The following is a 15,746-nucleotide window of genomic DNA, read 5'->3' as shown; positions in this document are numbered from 1 at the left end:
CTAGTTGATGAACCGCAGGTCGTTGAACCAGCCGGCCGCTACCGCCATCACGTAGAAGTCGGTCAGCGCCAGGGTGCCGAGCGTGATCCAGGCGAGCTGCATGTGCCGGACGTTCAGCCAGGACACGCCGGTCCAGGCGCGGTAGCGCAGCGGGTGCTTGGAGAAGTGCTTGAGCCGCCCGCCGATGATGTGCCGGCAGGAGTGGCAGGAGATGGTGTACGCCCACAGCATCACCACGTTGCCGAGCAGGATGATGTTGCCCAGCCCGAACCCGAAGCCCTCCGGCGAGTGGAAGGCCAGGATCGCGTCCCAGGTGTTGATCAGCGAGATGATCGCGGCGGCGTAGAAGAAGTAGCGGTGCAGGTTCTGCCCGAGCAGCGGGAACCGGGTCTCCCCGCTGTACGCCTTGTGCCCGTCCGGCACGGCGCAGGCCGGCGGCGAGAGCCAGAACGACCGGTAGTACGCCTTGCGGTAGTAGTAGCAGGTGAGCCGGAACAGCAGCAGGAACGGCAGGGTCAGCGCGGCGTCCGGGATGATCCACCAGTCGGGGAGGAACCGTCCGAAGTGCGCGGCCTCGGGCAGGCACCGGTCCGTCACGCACGGGGAGTAGAACGGGGTCAGGTAGTGGTAGTCCTCGACCCAGTACCACTTGTGCATGAAGACCCGGACCGTCGCGTACGCGACCCAGGCGCTGAGGCCGACGACGGTGATCAGTGGGGCGAACCACCAGCGGTCGGTGCGCAACGTCTTCGCCGCGATGGCGGCGCGGCTGCGCACGCCCCCCGGCTTCGTTGCCGTTGATGTCATTCGAGTCGTCTCCCTGACGGGGCCCGCAACAGGCGGGCGGATCTTCCTCCGGTCGGCACGCGGACCGCGAACCCGCACCCGCTTGCCACGTCATGCGCACACCAACGACCACGCCGGGCGAACCGGCGCAGCTAAGTGACACACGTTACGCCGATCTCCGCGGGCCGTCCGCGCAAGGCAGTGTCCCGTGTGTCCTGGCTGGTGGAAAGCCCTGTATGAAGATCGATGTCGCGATGTTAAGAACTTCACTGCCCGCCGCCCGGCGCGTCGGGACGGGCTCACCCGGACGCGCCGCCGGTGAAGTTCCAGGACGCCAGCCGCAGCGGCGGGGCCTCCCACCAGACCCCGTCGACGCGGTCCGGCTGGCGGACCGCCCGGCGGCCCAGGCCGAGCACCGCGCCCGGGCCGAGCGCCCGCGGGTACGACTCGGTGAAGCGCAGGTCGCGCACCGCGCGGGTGACCGCGCCGTCCTCGACCAGCCAGACCCCGTTGCGGGTCAGCCCGGTGACCACCAGGCTCTTCGGGTCCAGCACCCGGGTGTACCAGAGGTCGCTGACCAGCAGCCCGCGGCGCACCCCGGCGACCAGCGCCGCCGTGTCGGCGTCGGCCACCGCCCCGGCCACGCCGGCCGGGCCGGCCACGCTGGTCGCGGGCGGTGCACCACCGCCGGCCACCGTGCCGCCGTCCGGGGCGCCGCCGGCGACGGACGGGGCGAGCAGCCGGATGTTGTGCGGGATCGGGCCGAAGGTGGCACCACCGGGCGAGGCGTGACCGGTGGAGCTGGCGCCGACGCCGGCGGCGCTGCGCCGGTCGTGCGCCACCGCGCGGGTGACCCCGGCGTCCACCAGGGTCAGCTCCCGGCGCGCCGTGCCCTCCAGGTCGTACGGCAGGCCGGAGCCGTGCAGCGGATCGTCCACCAGGGTCACCGAGCGGTCGAACTGGGCCCGGCCCGGCTCCGCGAAGGACTGCCGCTCGGCGTACCGCTTGCCGTTGAACCCGAACCAGGAGAGGTTCTGCAGCAGGTCGGCGACGGCGGCCGGTTCGAACACCACCTCGTAGCGGCCCGGGGGCAGCTCCACCGGCTCGGCCGCGGCGCGCGCCTTGGCCGCCGCCCGGGCGCCCAGGTCGGCGCCGTCGAGATCGGCGAGGCGGTCCGCGCAGCGGCGTGCCACCCCGTCCGAGCCACCGGTGCGGGCGATCCCGTCCATCGCCGCCTCCGCCGTCCGCCCGTGGGCCGAGTGCCCGGCCGAGTTGGCGAACGCCCCGGACCGGTACGACGTGCGGCAGTACCCGGCCGCTTCGAGGCCGCCCACCGCGTCCACGAAGGCGCGGACCCGGGCCGCCCGCTCGTCCGGCTCGGCGTACGCGGTGGCCTCGTCGACGGCGGCGCCGGCCGCCACCGGTGCCGGCGGGGACAGCCCCGGCCAGCCCGGGTCGGGTGGGCAGAGCCGGGCGGCGGCCAGGGTGCGCTCGACCAGCGCGCGCAACCCGTCGGCGGTGACCAGGCTGCCGCTGCCGGCCGCGGTCCGGCCGTCGACGTGCAGCCGCAGCCGGACGCCGACGGTCGACTCGGCGACGTTCTGGTGGACGAACGAGTTGGCGAACCGGGTCAGCGCCAGGTCGCTACGGGTCACCACGGCCTCGGCCTGGGCGTCCGGCCCGGCCAGCCGGCGGACCAGCTCCACCACCTGTCCGGCGAGGTCCAGTTCCGGCGCGGTCATGCTGCGACCCCTTCGTTCGCGACTGCGGGACTCGCTCGCTGCGCTCGCTCATTCCTCGCGCTCACGCACGTACCCCCACCCGGACGTTGCGGAAGCGGGCCGGCGCGGCCGGGTGGCCGGTGTGCCCGATCTGGCCGGGCTGGCCCTTGCCGCAGTTCGGCGTGCCCCACGCGACGACCTCGGAGGAGAGCATGTCCATCGACCGCCAGAACAGCGGGCCGATGCCGGTGTAGGTGGGGTTGCGCAGCATCCGCCCGCGCCGGCCCTTCCTGACCTCCCAGCCGATCTCGCAGCCGAACTGGAAGTTGAGCCGTTTGTCGTCGATGGACCAGGAGCGGTTCACGTCCATCAGCACCCCCTCGTCGGTGGCGGCGATGATCTCCTCCAGGGTGTGCGGGCCGGGCTCCAGGCCCACGTTGGTCATCCGCACCATCGGCAGCCGGGCCCAGCCGTCGGCCCGTACGCTGCCGCCGTAGTCCAGGCCGGCGACGGCGGCCGAGTCCCGGCCGGCGAGCACGCCGACCCAGCGCCCCTCGCGCACCGCGTCCCGCCGCGCCGCCGGGGAGCCCTCGTCGTCGTAGCCGAAGCTGCCGAGCGCGCCGGGGATGGTCGGGTCGATGGTCACGTTCATCAGGTCGGAGCCGTAGCGCAGCGAGCCGAGCTGAGCCAGGTCGAGCCAGGAGGTGCCGGCGAAGGCGGCCTCCCAGCCGAGGATCCGGTCCAGCTCGATGGCGTGCCCGACCGACTCGTGGATCTGCAACGCGAGTTGCTCACCGCCGAGGATCAGGTCGGTCTCGCCGGCCGGGCAGAGCGGCGCGGTGAGCAGCGCCCGGGACTCCTCGGCGATCCGCGCCGCGTGGGCGGCCAGGTCGAGCGAGTCGACCAGTTCCCAGCCGCTGGTGCCGTACTGGCCGCGGTAGCTGGGATAGGAACGGCGCTGCGTCTCGCCGTCACCGATCGAGGTGGCGGAGATGCCGCCGCCGCACTCCCGGATCCGCTGGTCGATCCGGTGCCCCTCGCTGGAGACGAACCACTTGGCGGTGTCCCAGACCTGGTAGAGCCCCTCGGCCACGTCGGCGCCGTGCTCGGCCATCGTCCGGGTCGCGCCGACCAGCAGGTCGCCCTTGCGGGACAGCGGGACGCCGAGCGGGTCGACGGTGCACGGCGAGGCCCAGCTCGCGGTGGCCGCCTCGGTGGGCACCAGGTCGACCGCCGGGCCGGGCACCCGCGCGCTCGCGGCGGCCGTCCGGGCGGCGCGCCGGCCGGCGTCGCGGGCCGCGGCGTCGGAGAGGTCGGGTACGGCGTGGAAGCCCCAGCTCGACCCGACCAGCGCGCGTACGCCCAGCCCGATGCTCTCGTCCTGGGCCAGCTCCTCGATCTCGCCGTTGCGGGCCGACATCGACTCGTAGCGACGGTGCATCACCCGGGCGTCGGCGTACCGGGCTCCCGCGTCCAGCGCGGCCTGCACCGCGGCGGTCGCCGCGTCGAACTCGGTCATGCGACCGACCCTAGGCGAGCCGACCGACCAGCAGGTACCACTCGATCAAGTGGATTCGAGCGCCGGTGTGGCGGCAGCGGAGTCCATGGATGTGCTGGTGGGGACTGTTCACAGCCGTTGCCGACTCGTTACTCTGAGGCCCGCTGACAGCCTCCGGCTCTGTAGCTTATTTTCGCCCTCAGGAATTTGCTGTAGGTTCTCTTCACTACTGAGGGAGGCGGTCGTGGACATGCCGGAGTCGGCGCCGTCCGGGAAACTGGACGACCGCCCCAGCGTGCCGGAGCAGCGCGGTACCGACGGGCCCTACCTGCGGGTGGATGACCTGCGGGTGCGCTTCGACACCGAGGACGGCGTGGTGCGCGCGGTCGACGGGGTGTCGTTCGCGGTGGAGCGCGGCCGCACGCTCGGCATCGTCGGCGAGTCCGGCTCGGGCAAGAGCGTGACCTCGCTGGCCATCCTCGGCCTGCACAACCCGAAGCGCACCACCGTCTCCGGGGAGATCCACGTCGGCGGCCGGCAACTGGTCGGCCTGCCCGAGGCGGAGGTACGCCGGCTGCGCGGCCGGGACATGGCGATGATCTTCCAGGACCCGCTCTCCGCGCTGCACCCGTACTACACGGTGGGCAAGCAGATCGTCGAGGCGTACCGGGTGCACCACCCGCGGGCCGGCAAGCGGGAGGCCCGGCAGCGCGCGGTGGACATGCTCGGCCGGGTCGGCATCCCGCAGCCGGCGCGTCGGTTCGACCAGTACCCGCACGAGTTCTCCGGCGGCATGCGCCAGCGCGCGATGATCGCGATGGCGCTGGTCAACGACCCGGATCTGCTCATCGCCGACGAACCGACCACCGCGCTGGACGTCACCGTGCAGGCGCAGATCCTGGACCTGCTGGCCGACCTCCAGGCCGAGTTCCACTCCGCGATCATCATGATCACCCACGATCTCGGCGTGGTCAGCCAGGTCGCCGACGACGTGCTGGTGATGTACGGCGGCCGGGCGGTCGAGCGCGGCAGCGTCGAGCAGGTGCTGCGCCGGCCGCAGCACCCGTACACCTGGGGGTTGCTCTCCAGCGTGCCGTCGCTGCACGGCGACGCGGACGCGGAGCTGGTGCCGATCCGGGGCAACCCGCCCAGCCTGATCAACCTGCCGCCCGGCTGCGCCTTCCACCCGCGCTGCCGGTACGCCGACCGCAACGGCGACCGGTCCCGCACCGAGGTGCCGCAGCTGGGGCCGGCCGGCGAGGACGGCCACCTGGTCGCCTGCCACCTCTCCGCCGACGACCGGACCCGGTTGTACGCGGAGGACATCGCGCACGTGGGGGTCGCCCGATGAGTGTGGAGCCCGTCGAACCGCTGCTGCGGGTGCGCGGCCTGACCAAGCACTTCCCGGTGCGCAGCGGGTTCCGCAACCGGAGCGTGGTGCGGGCCGTGGACGGCCTGGACTTCGACGTGCGCCCGGGCGAGACGCTCGGCCTGGTGGGGGAGTCCGGCTGCGGCAAGACGACCACCGGCCGGATGCTGGTCCGCCTGCTGGAGCCCACCGCGGGGAGCATCGAGTTCGCCGGGCGGGACATCACCCACGCCGGCCGGCGTGAGCTGCGCCCGCTGCGGCAGGACCTGCAGATCATCTTCCAGGACCCGTACGCCTCGCTGAACCCCCGGCACACGGTCGGCCGGATCGTGGCGATGCCGTTGCAGGTCAACGGGATCAACCCACCGGGCGGGATCAAGGCCCGGGTGCAGGAGCTGCTGGAGCTGGTCGGGCTGAACCCGGAGCACTACAACCGGTACCCGCACGAGTTCTCCGGCGGCCAGCGCCAGCGCATCGGCATCGCGCGGGCCCTGGCGCTGCGGCCGAAGCTGATCGTCGCCGACGAGCCGGTCTCCGCCCTGGACGTGTCGATCCAGGCGCAGGTGGTCAACCTGCTCCGCGACCTGCAACGCGACCTCGGCCTGGCGTTCGTCTTCATCGCGCACGACCTGGCCGTGGTGCGGCACTTCTGCCAGCGGGTCGCCGTCATGTACCTCGGCAAGATCGTCGAGATCGGTGACCGGGACGACATCTACGAGCGCCCGCAGCACCCGTACACCCGGGCGCTGCTGTCGGCGATCCCGGACGTCACCAAGCTCGGCCCGGCCGGCCGGATCCGGCTGGCCGGTGACGTGCCCACCCCGCTCGACCCGCCGTCGGGCTGCCGGTTCCGCACCCGCTGCTGGAAGGCGCAGGACATCTGCGCCGCCGAGGAGCCGGCGCTGGTGTCCCGCGACGGCGGCAACCAGGCCGCCGCCTGCCACTTCCCGGAGCGGGGACCGGTCGAGGCCACCCCGGGCGGGCAGCCGGCCGCCGCGCCGGCGGGCCGGGGTGCCGAGCCGGCGGGCCAGGGTGCCGAGCCGGCGGGCACGGGTGCGGGCGTCGAGGAGGTGTCGAGATGAGCATGTCCCCGGTGGAGGGCGTGGCGCTGGCCGAGATCGACTCGGGCGGCGGCGGTGCCGACGCGCCGAAGGAGAAGGGCTTCGTCGGCCGCTCGCCCGGCCAGCTCGCGATGCTCCGGCTGCGCCGCGACCGGACGGCGATGGTCAGCGGGGCGATGCTGGTCTTCTTCGTGCTGGTCGGGCTCGCCGCGCCGCTGATCGAGGCGCTCTACGGGATCAGCCCGCGCGACCAGTTCCAGGCCAAGCTGGACGGCTTCGGCATGCCGCTGGGCTACGCCGGCGGCGTGTCCGGGGACCACTTCTTCGGGCTGGAGCCCAACCTCGGCCGGGACATCTTCATCCGGCTGGTGTACGGCCTGCGTACCTCGCTGCTGATCGCCTTCGCGGCGGCCGTGATCACGGCGGTCATCGGCATCGCGCTCGGCGCGCTCGCCGGCTACCTCGGCGGCTGGCTGGACGCGGTGATCAACTGGATCACCGACCTCACCCTGGCCATGCCGTTCCTGATCATCGCGCTGGCCCTGACCCCGACCCTGACCCTGCGCTTCTACGGCGAGCGCGACGCGGTCTCCCCGGCCTTCGGCGTCGGGGTGCTGATCGCCGTCTTCGCGATCTTCGGCTGGACCGGCACCGCCCGGCTGGTCCGCGGCCAGGTGATCGCGCTGCGCGAACGGGAGTTCGTGGAGGCCGCCAAGGCCAGCGGCGCCGGGCTGGCCCACATGCTCTTCCGGCAACTGCTGCCGAACATCTGGGCGCCGATCCTGGTGTCGTTCTCGCTGGCCGTGCCGCAGTTCATCACCAGCGAGGCCGCGCTGTCGTTCATCGGCGTCGGGCTGACCGAGGAGACGCCGAGCTTCGGCCGGATGATCTACCAGAGCCTGGACTACCTCCAGACCGACCCGGCCTTCGTCTTCTTCCCCGGCATCACGATCTTCGCGCTCGTGTTCGCGTTCAACCTCTTCGGCGACGCGCTGCGCGACGCGCTCGACCCGAAGTCGTCCCGGTAGGGGTTATCCGATGGCGCGCTTTCTCATCAAGCGGCTCTTCTCCGCCGTGCTCACCCTCTTCGCGGTGAGCGTGCTGACCTTCCTGATGTTCTTCGCGCTGCCCCGCGACCCGGTCAGCGGCATGTGCCCGAAGAACTGCAACCCCGAGCGGCTGGAGCGGGTCCGTCAGGAGCTGGGCCTGCGCGACCCGCTGGTCACCCAGTACGCCGGCTACATGAAGGGCATCTTCACCGGGCGGGACCTGGGCAGCGCGCAGGGCGGCAGGTGCGACGCGCCCTGTCTGGGCTGGTCGTACGTCAACAACGAGGCGGTGCTGGACACCATCACCCGGGTGCTGCCGGTGACCCTGAGCATCGTGATCCCGGCGGCGATCCTCTGGCTGCTGCTCGGGGTCGGCCTCGGCATGGTCTCGGCGTTGCGCCGGGGCACCTGGCTGGACCGGGCCGCGATCGGCTTCTCGCTGACCGGCGCCTCGCTCCAGCTCTACTTCGTCGGCGCGGTGCTGCTGCTGGTCTTCGTCTACAACCTGCGCCTGCTGCCCGTGCCGAGCTACACGTCCATCTTCGACAATCCGCTGAAGTGGGCCAGCGGCCTGGTGCTCGCCTGGGTCGCGCTGGCCTTCCTCTTCTCCGCGATCTACGCCCGGCTGTCGCGGGCGCAGATGCTGGAGACGCTCTCCGAGGACTTCGTCCGCACCGCGCGGGCGAAGGGCCTGGCGAAACCGAAGGTGTACGGGCGGCACGCGCTGCGCGCCGCGATCACCCCGGTGGTCACCATCGCCGGCCTGGACGTCGGGGCGGCGCTGGGCGGCACGGTGATCACCGAGACCACCTTCGGCATCCAGGGGCTGGGGCGGACCGCTGTCGATGCGGTGCGGGCCGGCGACCTGCCCACCATCATGGCCACCGTGCTCATCTCGGCGGTCTTCGTGGTAATCGCCAACGTGCTGGTCGACCTGCTCTACGCGGCCATCGACCCCCGCGTACGGCTGGGGTGACCAGCCCGTCCCGGCCGGCCCGCGCTCCCGAACGCCCGCCGACCGGGCGGCGGTGAAATTTATCGACAACTGTTACACAACTCGTAGGTTTTCTTCTTTACGATCCTCGGGACGTCGGCGTTCACGCCCGGCGGCACCTGGGTGGAGGAGGTAGGAGATGCGACCACGCGTGGCGGCCGCCGCAGGCGGCGCGATCGCTCTGGTTGTGGCATTGGGTGCGTGCTCGGAGAACACGGGCGAGGGCACCACGGTAGACACGAACCGGCAGCAGACCGGCGTCATCGCGACGGACCCGAAGGACTCCAAGGGTCCGGCGGCCGAGGTGCCGGGCGCCCAGAAGGGCGGCACCTTCACGATCATCCGGGAGACCCCCATCTCCCACCTGGACCCGCAGCGGACCTACTCGTTCGCCGGCCTGATGGCGTCGCCGCTGTTCTCCCGTTACCTGACCACGTGGAAGGACGACGGCAAGGGCGGCCTGGTCCTCGTCGGCGACCTGGCCGAGACGCCGGGCACCAACGTCAACAACGACTGCAAGGTCTGGGAATTCAAGATCAAGGACGGGGTCAAGTTCGAGGACGGCCGGCCGATCACCTCGAAGGAGATCGCGTACGGCATCGCCCGCTCCTTCGACCCGGACCTGTCGGGCGGCCCGACCTACATCCAGGAGTGGCTGGCCGACAGCCCGCAGTTCGACACCAAGTGGGACTTCAAGGCCAACAAGACCTCGCTGCCCCCGGGCCTGACCACCCCGGACCCGAAGACCCTGCGCTTCGAGTTCGCCAAGCCCCGCTGTGACCTGCCGTTCGCGGTCTCGCTGCCGACCACCGCGCCGCTGCCGGCGGACAAGGACACCGGCGTGAACCTGGACAACCAGCCGTTCTCGTCGGGGCCCTACAAGATCGCCAAGAACCAGGTCGGCGTTCAGCTCACCCTGGACCGCAACCCGCACTGGGACCCGAACACCGACCCGGTGCGGCACCAGTACCCGGACCAGTTCGTCTGGAGCTTCGGCCCGACCGCCGACGCCGCCAACAACCGGGTGATCGCGGACAACGGCGCCGACCAGAGCGCCATCGCCTGGAACTTCGTGCCCGCCTCGCTGGTCGCCAAGGTCGCCAACGACCCGGCGCTCAAGCAGCGGACCATCCTCTCCCCGACGCCGAGCGCCAACCAGCTCGTCATCAACAACCAGCGGGTCAAGGACCTGAAGATCCGCCAGGCGCTGAACTACGCCATCGACCGGGAGGGCCTGATCAAGTCGGTCGGCGGCCAGACCGTCGCGTCGCCGCTGACCACGCTGATGCCGCCGTCGACGATCGGCTTCAAGGCGTACGACGCCTACCCGGCCGGCGCTAACGGCAACGTCGAGAAGGCCAAGGAGCTGCTCGGCGGCCAGACGCCGGAGCTGGTCCTCGGCGTCGCCGACAGCACGACCGAGCAGCAGATCGGCACCCAGCTCAAGGGCAACCTGGAGCGGGCCGGCTTCAAGATCACCGTCCGCAACATCCCGGACGACTCGAAGCTCGACGAGGTCAAGAAGAAGGACAACCCCTGGGACCTGTACATCGGTAACTGGGCCGCGGACTGGCCGAGCGGCGCCTCGATCCTGCCGGTGCTCTACGACGGCCGCACCATCAAGCCCGAGGGCAACAGCAACAGCGCGTTCTTCAACGACCCGGCGATCAACGCCGAGTTCGACCGGATCCTGGCCCTGCCGCCGGCCGAGCAGGGCCCGGAGTGGGCCAAGCTCGACGAGCGGATCATGAAGGAGCACGCCCCGGTGGTGCCGCTCTACGTCGACGTGGCCTACCTCGTGCACGGCTCCAAGGCCGGTGGCGTCTTCGTCTCCAGCGTGTTCGGCTACCCGTCCTTCGTGAACGCGTACGTCAAGCAGTAACCACAGGCACAAGCCGCACGGACGGGCCCCGGTCGACAACGTCGTCGACCGGGGCCTCCGTGATTCCGCCGGGCGTGGTCCCGCCGCGCCGCCGTCGCCGCGCGGGCCGCTGGCTCACAGGTGGGTGCGGAGGAAGTCCAGCTCCAGCTTCAGCAGCCGCTCGGCGGTGCCGCCGGCGGCCATGTGGGTGGCCCCGGTCAGCGGCAGCACGCTGTGCGGGCGACCGGTGGCCAGCAGCGCCGCCGAGAGCCGCAGCGTGTGCGCCGCCACCACGTTGTCGTCGGCCAGGCCGTGCACCAGCAGCAGCGGTCGGGCCTGCTCCGGGCCGGTCACCGGCTCGCCGGCCAGTTCCACCAGCGAGTGGTGCGCGTAGACGTCCATCCCGTCGTCGGGCAGGCCCAGGTAGCGCTCGGTGTACGCGGTGTCGTAGAGGGCCCAGTCGGTCACCGGCGCACCGACGATGCCGCACCGGAACAGCTCCGGATGCCGCAGCACCGCCAACCCGGCCAGCCAGCCCCCGAACGACCAGCCCCGCACGGCCACCCGGCCCAGGTCGAGGTCGGGATGCTTCTCCGCCAGCGCGGTGAGCGCGTCCACCTGGTCGAGCAGGACCACGTCGGCCACCCGCCGGTGGATCGCCTTCTCGAACGACGGGGCCACCCCGGGCGTGCCCCGGTTGTCCACCACCACCACCGCGAAGCCGGCGTCGGCCCACCACTGCCGCTCCAGCCAGGCCGTCCGGGCGGCGACCACCTCCTGATGCCCCGGGCCGCCGTAGATGTCCAGCAGCACCGGCAGCCGGCGACCGGTGACGTGGTTGTCGGGGTAGAGCACGGCGCTCGGCAGCCGCCGGTCGGTCACCCGCTCCAGCAGCGGCAGCGGCGAGTACGGCGGGGTGGCGGCCAGCGAACGGAGCACCGCAACCTCCCGCTCGCCCTGGTACACCGTCCACCGGACGCCCGGATGGTCCAGCGTGGCGCTCCCCACCACCAGCACGTCCCCGCCGACCGCGCCGGTGTGCCAGCCCGGGTCGGTGGTGAGCCGGCGGGCGTCCACGCCGCCGCCGATGGTCGTCCGGACCCGGAACAGGTGCCGCTCGCTCGGCTCGCCGTCGCTCGCCTCCACCAGCAGGTCGGCCGGGCCCGAGCCGCCCGGCAGCCGGCCCACCACCCGCCGCACGTAGAGCGAGGGCGGGGTGAGCAGGGTGCCGTCGGCGAAGAGGCAGCGCGCGTCGTACCCGTCGTGGGCCAGCTCGCCGCCGACCAGCACCCGGCCGTCCGGCAGGTGCGCCGGGGTGCCGGCGATCGGCTCCACCCAGCGCGGGTCGGCCAGCTCCGCGTGCACCTGGGTCTCCCCGGTGCGCGGGTCGACGGCCAGCACCAGCCCGTGCTGCTGGGAGCGGCGCAGCACGGTGATCAGCGGGCCGCCGTCGGCCCACTGCACCGAGGTCAGGTAGGGGTAGGTCTCGCGGTCCCAGTGCACGTCGACCCAGCCGCCGTCGAGGTCGAGCAGGTGCAGGCTGACCTCGGCGTTCGGCCCGCCGGCCCGGGGGTACGCGACGGTGCTGGGCGGGCTCGCCGGCTCGGCCGGGTCGTGCAGGTGCCACCGGGCCAGCCGGGACTCGTCCACCCGCGCGGCCAGCACCGAGCGGCCGTCCGGTGCCCACCAGTAGCCGCGGAACCGGTCGAACTCCTCGGCCGCGATGTGCTCGGCCAGCCCCCAGGTGACCCCGGAGTCCTCGCCGGCCAGCAGGTTGTCGGTGCCGTCCGGCTCGACCACCCGCAACTGCCCGCGGCGGACCCCCTCGGCGGCGTCGGTGACGTACGCCAGCCGCTGCCCGGTCGGGTCGGGCCGGGGGTCGAGCACCGGCCCGACCGCGGCCACCTCGACCACGTCGCCGTGCACCAGGTCGGCCCGGAACAGCCGGCCGGCCAGCGCGAACACGGCCACCCGGCCGGCCCCGTCGAGGGCGTACGAGCCGATGCCGGCGGCGCTGAGCCGCAGCCGCTCGCGCAGCGCCCGCTCACCCGGACCGAGCGCGGCGCCGTCGGCGTCCGCGCCGAGCAGCGCGGTCGGGTCGGCGACCAGCCGTTCCTCGCCGCTGGCGACGTCCAGCAGCCAGAGCGCGTCGGCGGGATCCTCCGGGCCTGCGGAGCGCAGGAAGACCACCCGGGAACCGTCCTCGGTCACCGAGACGGCACGCGGCGCACCGTGGCTGAACCGGCGGGTACGGGCGGCCAGCTCCGGAAAGTCCACAGGCCAGATCGTAGAGCGGCGTCCGGGGTGATGTGGCCGACCTGCCTGGACGCGTACCGGCCGGCGGGGGAGAACCGCCGGTTAGAGTGACCGTCGTGACGACGCTGCCCGACCGACGCCTGCTGCTGGTCCACGCGCACCCTGACGACGAGTCCATCGGCACCGGATCGACCATGGCCCACTACGCGGCCACCGGCGCCCACGTCACCCTGGTGACCTGCACCCTCGGCGAGGAGGGTGAGATCCACGTGCCGGCGCTGGCCCAGCTCGCCGCCGCCGAGGCCGACCAGCTCGGTGGCTACCGCATCGCCGAGCTGGCGGCCGCCTGCGCCGCGCTCGGCGTCACCGACCACCGCTTCCTCGGCGGGGCCGGCCGCTACCGCGACTCCGGGATGATGGGGCTGCCGACCAACGAGCACCCCCGGGCCTTCTGGCAGGCCGACCTCGACGAGGCCGCCGGGCACCTGGTGGAGATCATGCGGGAGGTCCGCCCCCAGGTCATGATCACGTACGACGACAACGGCTTCTACGGCCACCCGGACCACATCCAGGCGCACCGGGTGGCGATGCGCGCGCACCAACTGGCCGCCGCGGAGGGCTTCGCCCCGGCGAAGGTCTACTGGACGGCCATGCCGCTGAGCGTGCTGGAGGCCGGCATGAACCACTTCGTCGAGTCGTCGGACAACCCCTTCGCCGGCATCGAGGACCTCTCCGAGCTGCCCTTCGGCACCCCGGACGAGGAGATCGCCGCCCGGATCGACGCCACCGAGCGGCACGCGGCCAAGGAGGCCGCGATGCGCGCGCACGCCACCCAGATCCCGGCCACCTCGTGGCTCTACTCGATCGCCGGCAACTTCGGCAGCGAGTTCATGGGCGTGGAGTACTACACCCTCGCGGTGGGGGAGAAGGGGCCGGGCTCCGGGCCGTACGGCTGGGAGGACGACCTGTTCGCCGGGCTGGACGTGGCCGACGGCCCGGACCGGTCCCCGGTCGCGGCGGCCGGTCTCCGGTGACCCTGCCCGCCGCGCCGATGTCGGTCGCCCCGGACGAGACCGTCCCGCCGCCGCCCGGGCGGCCGAATCCGCTGCTCGACCTCGCGCTGCGCTGGGCCGGCGGCCTGGTGGCGGTAATCGCCGGAGTGGTGACCGCGGTGCTGGAGCTGCTGCTCGCCACGGTCCGGGTCGGCGGCCAGCTGATCGGCGTCTCGGTGCTCGTCGCGATCGGCGCCAACATCGCGCTGAGCTGGTTCGCCCACGAGACGGTCGGCCGCCGCTGGGCGGTGGCGCTGCCCGCGGTGCCCTGGTTCCTGCTGATGGCGGTCGCCGCGGTCCGTACCGACGAGGGTGACCTGCTGGTCGCCGGCGACAACTGGGTCGGGCTGGCGATGATCGTGGCCGGCGCGATGACCTTCGCGGTGATGGGCTTCCGGCAGATCCTGGCCGCCCCGCCGCCGGCACCCGAGCGGGACTGACGACACACAGCTTCCGGTGGTAAGTATTCCTGCCAGGAAGCCCGCCGCCGCGGCGGGCGCGAGTACGGCGGGAGGCGTGCGATGAGGGAGCGGTGGCGCGCGATCGGTTTGCTCGCGGTCGCGCTGTTCGCGGTCAACGTGGTCGCCCGGCTGATCATCCGGTTCGGCTTCGACGGTGCCGACGACACCGCTGCCGCCGACCGGGTGTCGCTCGGGATGTTCGTGGTGATCGGCCTGGTGCTGGCCGGGCTCGCGTTCGTCTGGGGCCGGCGCCGGCCGGTGGGTCGCTGGGCGGCCGACATGGCCGCCGGGGTGGGCCTCGCGTTGCTGCTGACCGTGCTGGTCGGGCCGCTGCTGGTGGGGCAGAACCCGTTCGGCGGGGGCGCGGGCACGTTCTTCGCGCAGATCTGGCTCTACCTCGCCGCCGCCGCGGCCGGAGTGCTGCTCGGCTACCTGGTCCTCACCGCGCTCGGCCTCGACCACCGCTCGCAGACCCTGAAGCGGTACGCCGAGATCAAGACCGCGAAGCCGCGCCGCCCGGTCCGGCGCTGACCCGGCGCCGCGCCCGGCTTGATCCACTCGCTGTCCGGGATGTCGCGGTGTCCTGGTCACCGGGACACCCCGATATCCCGGATTTCGTGTTGATCAAGCGCGCGGAGCGACCCGGGTCAGGTAGGTGTGGTGGGTGGTGAAGCCGAGCCCGCGGTAGAGCGCCACCGCCCCGGTGTTGCGCTGCTCGACCTGGAGGAAGGCGTGGCTGGCCCCGGTCGCCGTGCCCCAGGCCGCGAGCGCCCGGATCACCCGGCCGGCCAGGCCCTGCCGCCGCGCCTCGGGCAGCACCTCGATCAGGCTCAGCCCGAGCCACCGCCCGCCGCCGGTGACCGTGCCCCGGCCGACCGCGACCAGCGTGCCGGCGGCGTACACCTGGGCGAAGCGGACCTGGTCCACGGCGGTGAGCACGTGCCGGGCGGCGTCCGGCAGGCCGCCCTTGCGGCCGGCGGCGATCGCCAGCCAGTCGTCGGACGGCGAGTCGGCCAGCTCGACCGGCGGCGCCCCGGCGCGCTCCGGCGGGCCGGGCGGCAGCGCGGCCAGCGGCACCGTCTGCACCAGCACCGGCGGGCGGCTGTGCCAGCCCCGCGCGTCCAGTTCCGCGCCGACCGGCGCGGCCAGCGGCAGGGGGGTGTTCACCAGGGCGGGCTGCCCGCGCTCGGCGTACCAGCGGACGACCGCGTCCACCGCCGCCGGCAACGGGCGGTCCGGGTCGCCCACCGGCAGGGCACTGTTGGCCCGGCCGGTCCAGCCGTCCGCGCTGCGCAGCAGCCAGCCGCCGAGCCGGCTCCGGGTGGGCGCGGGCCAGGCCTCGTCGGCGGCCAGTTCCAGGGCGGTCACCGCGGCGGCGGTCGGCCGACGCGACGGCGGCACCCGCTTGGCCCGGTGCACCTCCGACCGGGGCACCTGGAGCCGCCCCTGTGCGGTGGTGAGGGTGAGATGGGTCTCGCTCAGCTCGACCAACTCGCCGAGGGCGTCCGAGAACAGGGGTCTGCCTTCGCGAATCCCCACAATCCGGCGTACCACCACGCGGTGGCCCACATCCTGCTGACCGAGCACGATCGACCCCCTCCCCGGCGAGATACTAGGCTCTAACCGTCGCGGGTGATC

13 protein-coding genes are annotated in these 15,746 nt (G+C 72.9%); 8 read left to right on the top strand and 5 right to left on the bottom strand.

The features are described from left to right. The 3 genes from SM577_RS13595 to SM577_RS13585 all read right to left on the bottom strand — a co-directional run bounded on the left by SM577_RS13595 (position 1) and on the right by SM577_RS13585 (position 4,026). Positions 1 to 807 carry a hypothetical protein gene (locus SM577_RS13595; RefSeq protein ID WP_302919380.1) on the bottom strand — a complete coding sequence of 269 codons (807 nt, stop codon included), beginning with the start codon at positions 805 to 807 and terminating at the stop codon, positions 1 to 3. 278 nt (positions 808 to 1,085) lie between these two features. Next, positions 1,086 to 2,528: a TldD/PmbA family protein gene (locus tag SM577_RS13590; protein ID WP_474587012.1), complete on the bottom strand. Its 1,443-nt coding sequence runs from the start codon at positions 2,526 to 2,528 to the stop codon at positions 1,086 to 1,088. Positions 2,529 to 2,589: 61 nt separating this feature from the next. Next, complete coding sequence (locus SM577_RS13585; protein ID WP_474579528.1) at positions 2,590 to 4,026, bottom strand: TldD/PmbA family protein; 1,437 nt, start codon at positions 4,024 to 4,026, stop codon at positions 2,590 to 2,592. A gap of 229 nt (positions 4,027 to 4,255) precedes the next feature. Between SM577_RS13585 and SM577_RS13580 the strand changes: the two genes are divergently transcribed. The 5 genes from SM577_RS13580 (at position 4,256) to SM577_RS13560 (ending at position 10,360) form a co-directional block, all read left to right on the top strand. After that, positions 4,256 to 5,356: an ABC transporter ATP-binding protein gene (locus tag SM577_RS13580; protein ID WP_474587074.1), complete on the top strand. Its 1,101-nt coding sequence runs from the start codon at positions 4,256 to 4,258 to the stop codon at positions 5,354 to 5,356. Then, the gene (locus SM577_RS13575) at positions 5,353 to 6,456 is read left to right on the top strand and encodes an ABC transporter ATP-binding protein (RefSeq protein WP_474579529.1); all 1,104 of its coding nucleotides are present in this window, start codon (positions 5,353 to 5,355) and stop codon (positions 6,454 to 6,456) included. The genes SM577_RS13580 and SM577_RS13575 overlap by 4 nt, the downstream gene beginning before the upstream one ends. Then, positions 6,453 to 7,463 carry an ABC transporter permease gene (locus tag SM577_RS13570; RefSeq protein WP_302919375.1) on the top strand — a complete coding sequence of 337 codons (1,011 nt, stop codon included), beginning with the start codon at positions 6,453 to 6,455 and terminating at the stop codon, positions 7,461 to 7,463. Before SM577_RS13575 ends, SM577_RS13570 begins: the two co-directional genes overlap by 4 nt. Before the next feature lie 10 nt (positions 7,464 to 7,473). After that, the gene (locus tag SM577_RS13565) at positions 7,474 to 8,460 is read left to right on the top strand and encodes an ABC transporter permease (RefSeq protein WP_302919374.1); all 987 of its coding nucleotides are present in this window, start codon (positions 7,474 to 7,476) and stop codon (positions 8,458 to 8,460) included. Between the two features lie 157 nt (positions 8,461 to 8,617). Further along, a complete protein-coding gene (locus SM577_RS13560) occupies positions 8,618 to 10,360 on the top strand; it encodes an ABC transporter substrate-binding protein (protein WP_368050537.1) in 1,743 nt (580 codons plus the stop codon). Positions 10,361 to 10,474: 114 nt separating this feature from the next. Here SM577_RS13560 and SM577_RS13555 read toward each other — a convergent pair whose 3' ends face one another. Beyond that, positions 10,475 to 12,616, bottom strand: a complete 2,142-nt coding sequence (locus SM577_RS13555) for a S9 family peptidase (protein WP_474587011.1) — start codon at positions 12,614 to 12,616, stop codon at positions 10,475 to 10,477. A gap of 86 nt (positions 12,617 to 12,702) precedes the next feature. On the opposite strand from SM577_RS13555, the gene mshB reads away from it, so the two are divergent. The 3 genes from mshB to SM577_RS13540 all read left to right on the top strand — a co-directional run bounded on the left by mshB (position 12,703) and on the right by SM577_RS13540 (position 14,639). Beyond that, a complete protein-coding gene (gene mshB, locus SM577_RS13550) occupies positions 12,703 to 13,629 on the top strand; it encodes an N-acetyl-1-D-myo-inositol-2-amino-2-deoxy-alpha-D-glucopyranoside deacetylase (protein WP_474587010.1) in 927 nt (308 codons plus the stop codon). A 17-nt stretch (positions 13,630 to 13,646) separates the two neighbouring features. Next, positions 13,647 to 14,087, top strand: a complete 441-nt coding sequence (locus tag SM577_RS13545; protein WP_302919685.1) for a hypothetical protein — start codon at positions 13,647 to 13,649, stop codon at positions 14,085 to 14,087. 81 nt (positions 14,088 to 14,168) lie between these two features. Beyond that, positions 14,169 to 14,639, top strand: coding sequence for a hypothetical protein (locus SM577_RS13540; RefSeq protein ID WP_474587009.1), 471 nt, complete (start codon positions 14,169 to 14,171; stop codon positions 14,637 to 14,639). A 93-nt stretch (positions 14,640 to 14,732) separates the two neighbouring features. Here the strand turns inward: SM577_RS13540 and SM577_RS13535 are convergent, their stop codons facing one another. Beyond that, a complete protein-coding gene (locus tag SM577_RS13535; protein ID WP_474587008.1) occupies positions 14,733 to 15,695 on the bottom strand; it encodes a GNAT family N-acetyltransferase in 963 nt (320 codons plus the stop codon). Positions 15,696 to 15,746: the final 51 nt, after the last annotated feature.

The organism is Micromonospora desertarenae (assembly GCF_056150265.1).
The sequence above is the reverse complement of the archived record's forward strand: the minus strand, read 5'-3'. Positions and strand labels throughout refer to the sequence as shown.

Excerpts from the sequence above, each read along its gene's own strand:
- SM577_RS13585 (WP_474579528.1), bottom strand. The coding sequence starts at position 4,026 with ATGACCGAGTTCGACGCGGCGACCGCCGCGGTGCAGGCCGCGCTGGAC.
- SM577_RS13590 (WP_474587012.1), bottom strand. The coding sequence starts at position 2,528 with ATGACCGCGCCGGAACTGGACCTCGCCGGACAGGTGGTGGAGCTGGTC.
- SM577_RS13560 (WP_368050537.1), top strand. The coding sequence starts at position 8,618 with ATGCGACCACGCGTGGCGGCCGCCGCAGGCGGCGCGATCGCTCTGGTT.
- SM577_RS13580 (WP_474587074.1), top strand. The coding sequence starts at position 4,256 with ATGCCGGAGTCGGCGCCGTCCGGGAAACTGGACGACCGCCCCAGCGTG.
- SM577_RS13545 (WP_302919685.1), top strand. The coding sequence starts at position 13,647 with ATGTCGGTCGCCCCGGACGAGACCGTCCCGCCGCCGCCCGGGCGGCCG.
- SM577_RS13565 (WP_302919374.1), top strand. The coding sequence starts at position 7,474 with ATGGCGCGCTTTCTCATCAAGCGGCTCTTCTCCGCCGTGCTCACCCTC.
- SM577_RS13540 (WP_474587009.1), top strand. The coding sequence starts at position 14,169 with ATGAGGGAGCGGTGGCGCGCGATCGGTTTGCTCGCGGTCGCGCTGTTC.
- SM577_RS13570 (WP_302919375.1), top strand. The coding sequence starts at position 6,453 with ATGAGCATGTCCCCGGTGGAGGGCGTGGCGCTGGCCGAGATCGACTCG.
- SM577_RS13575 (WP_474579529.1), top strand. The coding sequence starts at position 5,353 with ATGAGTGTGGAGCCCGTCGAACCGCTGCTGCGGGTGCGCGGCCTGACC.
- SM577_RS13595 (WP_302919380.1), bottom strand. The coding sequence starts at position 807 with ATGACATCAACGGCAACGAAGCCGGGGGGCGTGCGCAGCCGCGCCGCC.